The 4,975-nt window shown below is 68.5% G+C and carries 5 protein-coding genes and 1 pseudogene; 2 read left to right on the top strand and 4 right to left on the bottom strand.

The annotated features are described in order from the left end of the window. Positions 1–4 precede the first annotated feature (4 nt). Complete coding sequence (locus tag RMO97_RS08490) at positions 5–919, top strand: tyrosine recombinase (RefSeq protein ID WP_310540315.1); 915 nt, start codon at positions 5–7, stop codon at positions 917–919. Positions 920–985: 66 nt separating this feature from the next. On the opposite strand, the gene RMO97_RS08485 is transcribed toward RMO97_RS08490, so the two are convergent. From RMO97_RS08485 to RMO97_RS08470, 4 genes are all read right to left on the bottom strand, one after another. Next, on the bottom strand, positions 986–1,723 hold the full coding sequence (locus RMO97_RS08485; protein ID WP_310540314.1) for a glycine zipper 2TM domain-containing protein: 738 nt from the start codon (positions 1,721–1,723) through the stop codon (positions 986–988). A 131-nt stretch (positions 1,724–1,854) separates the two neighbouring features. Continuing rightward, entirely contained in the window at positions 1,855–2,832 is a 978-nt protein-coding gene (locus tag RMO97_RS08480; protein WP_310540312.1) for a hypothetical protein, read from the bottom strand. Positions 2,833–2,893: 61 nt separating this feature from the next. After that, the gene (locus tag RMO97_RS08475) at positions 2,894–3,829 is read right to left on the bottom strand and encodes a methyltransferase (RefSeq protein WP_310540310.1); all 936 of its coding nucleotides are present in this window, start codon (positions 3,827–3,829) and stop codon (positions 2,894–2,896) included. Beyond that, positions 3,826–4,380: an SRPBCC family protein gene (locus RMO97_RS08470; RefSeq protein ID WP_310540309.1), complete on the bottom strand. Its 555-nt coding sequence runs from the start codon at positions 4,378–4,380 to the stop codon at positions 3,826–3,828. Before RMO97_RS08470 ends, RMO97_RS08475 begins: the two co-directional genes overlap by 4 nt. 139 nt (positions 4,381–4,519) lie before the next feature. On the opposite strand from RMO97_RS08470, the pseudogene RMO97_RS08465 reads away from it, so the two are divergent. Next, positions 4,520–4,975: pseudogene (locus tag RMO97_RS08465) on the top strand (acetyl-CoA carboxylase carboxyl transferase subunit alpha); the annotation flags it as partial.

Below are 4,975 nucleotides of genomic sequence, written 5' to 3'. Positions count from 1 at the left end.
TCCGATGAGCGCCTCGTCGGGCTGGGCCGAGGCCTTCCTGGAGATGATGACCGTCGAGCGGGCGGCGGCCAAGAACACCATCACCGCCTATGGCAAGGACCTGGCCGACGCCTCCGGCTACCTCGCCGGCCGAGGCCGGGACCTGGGCGACGCCAGCGCCGAGGATGTCGAGGCCTATTTCGCGGCCCTGGGCGCGCGCGGCCTGTCGCCGGCCACGGCGTCTCGCCGCCGCGCCGCCGTGCGTCAGTTCTACCGGTTCGTGCTGGGCGAGGGCTGGCGCGCCGATGATCCCTCCCGCCGGGTGGACGCCCCCAAGCGCGGCCGCCCCTTGCCCAAGGTGCTGAGCCGCGAGGAGGTGAACGCCATCATCGCCGCCGCCTCGGCCAAGGACGGCGCCCAGGGGCTACGGATCGGCTGCGTGGTGGAGCTGATCTACGCCTCGGGCCTGCGAATCTCCGAGCTGACGGCCCTGCCGCTGGCGGCGCTGGCGCGCGATCCGGCCTATCTGATGGTCACCGGCAAGGGCGGCAAGGATCGCCTCGCGCCGCTGAACAACGCCGCGCGGACAGCGGTGAAGGCCTATCTGGAGGTCCGCAAGAGCTTCCTGCCCAAGGGCGATCTGGCCAATCCGTGGCTGTTCCCGTCGCGCGGCAAGGCCGGCCGAATGACTCCTCGCCGGTTCGCCCAACTGCTGGACGAGGCCGCCGCCGACGCCGGGATCGATCCCACCCGCGTCAGCCCCCACGTGCTGCGTCACGCCTTCGCCACCCATCTGCTAGAGGGCGGCGCCGACCTGCGGGTGGTGCAGAAACTGCTGGGCCACGCCGACATCGCCACCACCCAGATCTACACGCACGTGGCGGGCGACCGCCTAGCCCAGGTGGTCGCCAGCAAGCACCCGCTGTCACGCAAGAGCTGAGCGGGAACGAGAAAAGCCGCCCGCGTGAGCGGACGGCTTCCTCAGGACCTCAGATCAGGCTGGGGGTCAGCCGGTGATCCGATAGCGGCCCTGGCGGTCGGGGCAGACGCGGACGTAGCGCACGTCATTGCCGTAGTCGTCCACCGGCGCGGTGGCCAGGCGGCAGCGGTTACGGTTGTAGTAGGTGTAGTCATACTGGCCGTTACGCTGGCCGCGCGCATAACGGCTCTCGCGGTACGGCACGGTCTCGGCGTAGCTGTAGTAGTAGCCGGCGCTGTCACACTTGGCCTGGGCCGACTGCCTGGCGATCTGCGAGCCGGCGAAGCCGCCGACCACGGCGCCCAGCACCGCGCCCTCGGTCCGCGCATTGCGGGCCGCCACGTTCGAGCCGATCGCCGCGCCGGCGAGGGCGCCGATCAGCCCGCCGGCCACCTGGCTGTTGTTGTTGGAGGAGCGGCAGGGGTCGGCATAGGACGAGCCCGAATAGGTCGTGTCGCGGCCGTAGCGGTTGGCGTCGTACCGGTCCGAATCCCAGGTCGGGGCCGCGCCGTAGCTGCGGGCATAGGCGCCATAGCCGTAGCGAGCGTCGTAGCGGGCGCGATCGCGCTCGTAGCGGTCGCGTCGGGCGTCATAGTCGGCGCGGGCGCGTTCGTAGTCGGCCAGCTTCGCCTGATAGTCGGCCTGCTCCTGCTCGTAGCTGCGCATGTCGCGCTGGTACTGCTGGGTCGGCTGATACTGGGCGAAGGCGGGGGCGGCCGTGGCCAGCATCGCCGTCGCCACCAAAGCGGTCTTAAGCGTCTTCATGGTGAGTTCTCCTGGAACGAACGACGGACCGCTCCCGTCCGGGCGGTCTCGTGAACAATGGGGTCCTTGCGACCTCGGAGTACCAAACGTGGAGCTTGGGTCGGGGTTGCACGAACATTGTTCGATTGCGCTCAGCTCTTGCGCGCGCCGCCTTTCAGCAACGCGATCAGGGCCTTGGCCAGGGCGTCGGTGGACTTCAGCTTGTCCTTCAAGCTCAAGGCGATCACCGGTCCCACATCGGTCTTGTTGACGTCGACGATGTAGATGCGGCCGGTGGGCTGGTCGCGCAGTATGTCCAGTCCGCCCCAGTCCAGGCCCATGCGCGCGGCGAAGGCCGCGATCAAAGTCAGCTCCTCAGCGCTGTAGATCTCGGCGGGCTCGGCGCGGGTGACCGAGAGATTATGGATGGAGAAACGGTTGTCCGCCGGCTTGCGCTTGACCCAGACGACGGCGGGCTTGCCGCCGACGCAGGGGGTTCGCAGGTCGTGGATGAAGGGCCCGACGGCGGTGTCCACCAGGCGTTGGTAGGTCTTGCCGGGCAGGCGGGGATGCGGGCAGGCGATGATGCGTCCGTCATGCACGCCGTTCAGTTCACCCTTCTCCACCGCGTCCCCGACGAAGGTTTCCGGGTCGATGGACAGGGGATAGCCGAACACCTCCTCGAACACGGCGGCGACGTGGCTCTTTGAGACGTCCAGACAGGTGAAGTTGAAGGCCCGCTCGTGGGTGGGCAGGGCGCGTTGGCCCCAGGTGGCGTCCTCGAAACAGAAGCAGGCGTCGGCTTCCTCCGGGGTCTTGGCCATGCGGCAGCCGCTCCAGGCCATGGCGGCCCAGATCAGATACCAGGGCCGCGGCCTGTCCGGCGTGAACCAGATGGCCGGCCCCGGCGCCCGTGTGGCCGCCAAAGCCCAGGATCTGGCCCGGACAATGACGTGATAGCCGAACCAGATGAGGCATTCGCCGATCAGGGTGGCGTCGAGGTGAATCTGCGTCCCGGTCTTGTGCACCGTGAGGCCGCCATCATGAAACTCGAAGTCGCTGAACCAGCCACCCCGCGGCGACAAGCCAGGCAGAAAGCCGTCCGGCGCTGGGGTTTGGAGTTCGCTCATGGGAGCCTCAAAACCTGAAGGAGACCGGGCGATCCCAGAGTGAACCCGCGTGCCGGCATGCTCAAGCTGCTCGAGCGGCTCCAGGCTTCTCCAGCACGGCGCCCACCGCCGCGATGCGGTCGACGCGCCGATAGGCCGGGTGGATCAGTGTGGATCCGAAGACGTCAGGGTCGATTTCGCGGTAGCGCAGCTTGGCGCCTATTGCGGCGACGATGGCTGCCAGCTCCGCCTTCAGCCGGTCGCGCCCGTCGACGACGGCGCTGCCGGTGTAGAGCAGCAGTCGCCCCCCCGGCGGCAGTCGGTCCATGGCGGCCTTGGCCCAGTCCAGTGACAGGCGAGCGCCGAGCAGGTCTCCGCCGTCGCGATAGGTGCGGCGCCCCGAGCCCTGGATGTAGGGCGGATTGGCGATGGCCACATCAATGGCCCCGGTGACCTTGGAAAGCCCGTCACTCTCTAGGACCTCCACGCTGACCACGGCGGCGGCGGCATTGATTCTCGCCAGTCGCAGGGCGGCAGGATTGATGTCGGACAACACAACGGCGGCCTGGGGACAGACCCGCGCCGCCACGACACCACCAACCCCCGAGCCCGCGCCCATATCGACGATTCGGTTGGCTTGTCCCAATTCCTGGCGGATGAAGTCGGCGTAGCGGTAGCTGTCAGGCCCGAAGAACACCGCGTCCCTCGCCTTGGGCGGATAGGCTGAGTGCAGGAAGAGGTCTTCACCGAGGCTGGAGACGCGCAGGGCGCTGGAGAGACGCCGGCCGCGCTCGACCAGGATCCCGGCCTCGCGCATCAGGGCGAGGATTTCCACCTCCAGGTCGCCGTCTCGGAAGGGCCGGCTCCAGCCGAAGATGTCCCGCAGGGTGTGCCGTGTTCCCTGGAACAGCCGCCAGGAGACCAGGCGGTGGGTGTCGTTGGTGACGGTGACGAACTGGTAGTCCCGGGCCTTCAACGCCGCCAACAGGGCGACCAGGGCTTCGTCCTCGCCGGTCACGAACGGTGCGCCTGGGCAAGCGCTTCCTTGCGCAGCGCGCGCATGGAGGCCGGCATGCCCTTGGCCACGGCGCCGCGCACCATGCTCGCGGGAACGGGCGCATCGACAGCCACGTGCAATTCATAGGTCACGTGAGTCCCGCCGGGTATTGCTGTCAGCCGCCATTCGCCGTCGGAGCGCTTCCAGTCCCCGCCGGTGCGGCGAAACGCCAGGCGCCGCGGCGCCTCCAGGGTGGTGCGGAACACGTTTCGCATCACCGGCTTGAAGGCGTTGCCTTCCAGGCGGTGCTCGCGCACGTCCCAATTGCCGGCGGGATCGCGCTCCAAAGTCTTGCAACTGAGCAGCTTGGGCATGTAGCGCGGGGCGTTGGCGCAGTCGCTCAACACCTTCCAGACTACGGCGGGCGGCGCGGCGACGTCCATGGCCGCGCGGATCACGCCCGCCGATCCGCCCTCCGCCCGCGCCGAAACGATGGGGGCGGCTTCGAAACTCCCGGCGGCGAAGGAAGGGCCCGCGATCGCGGCAAGGGCGAGGACAAGGATAGGCTTCATGCTCGGTGAGGTCCCGACGGACGATTTCGTTCCCGACAGATAGCTACGCCACAGAACTGGCGCGACGCCACGTACTTGTTAGGCTGCGGGTTCCCGCCTAGTTTCCGGCGCTTCCGCTAACGGAAGGAAGAGTCCCCGCATGGTCGCGCACTATCTCGAGTTCGAGCGTCCCATCGCCGACCTCGAAGCCAAGATCGAGGAGCTCTCCAAGCTGTCGGAGACCACCGGGTCCGGGGCGATGGACGGTGAGATCGAGGTGCTGCGGACCCGCGCCCAGACCCTGCGTCGCGAGGCCTATTCCAAGCTTGACGCCTGGCAGAAGACCCTGGTGGCTCGCCATCCGGACCGCCCCCATTTCGTGGACTACTGCGCCGGGCTGATCGAGGAGTTCGTGGAGCTGCGCGGCGACCGCAAGTTCGCCGACGACCAGGCGGTGATGGGCGGCCTGGGCCGGTTCCGCGGCATGGCCGTCGTGGTGATCGGCCACGAGAAGGGCCGCGACACGGTCACCCGGGTGAAGCACAACTTCGGCTACGGCCGGCCCGAGTTCCGCCCGCCCCTGGCCCGACTCGAACTCCGCGCCGCCCTCACCCAG

It is taken from the genome of Phenylobacterium sp. (assembly GCF_031425575.1).
GTDB lineage: Bacteria > Pseudomonadota > Alphaproteobacteria > Caulobacterales > Caulobacteraceae > Phenylobacterium.
The sequence above is the reverse complement of the archived record's forward strand: the minus strand, read 5'-3'. Positions and strand labels throughout refer to the sequence as shown.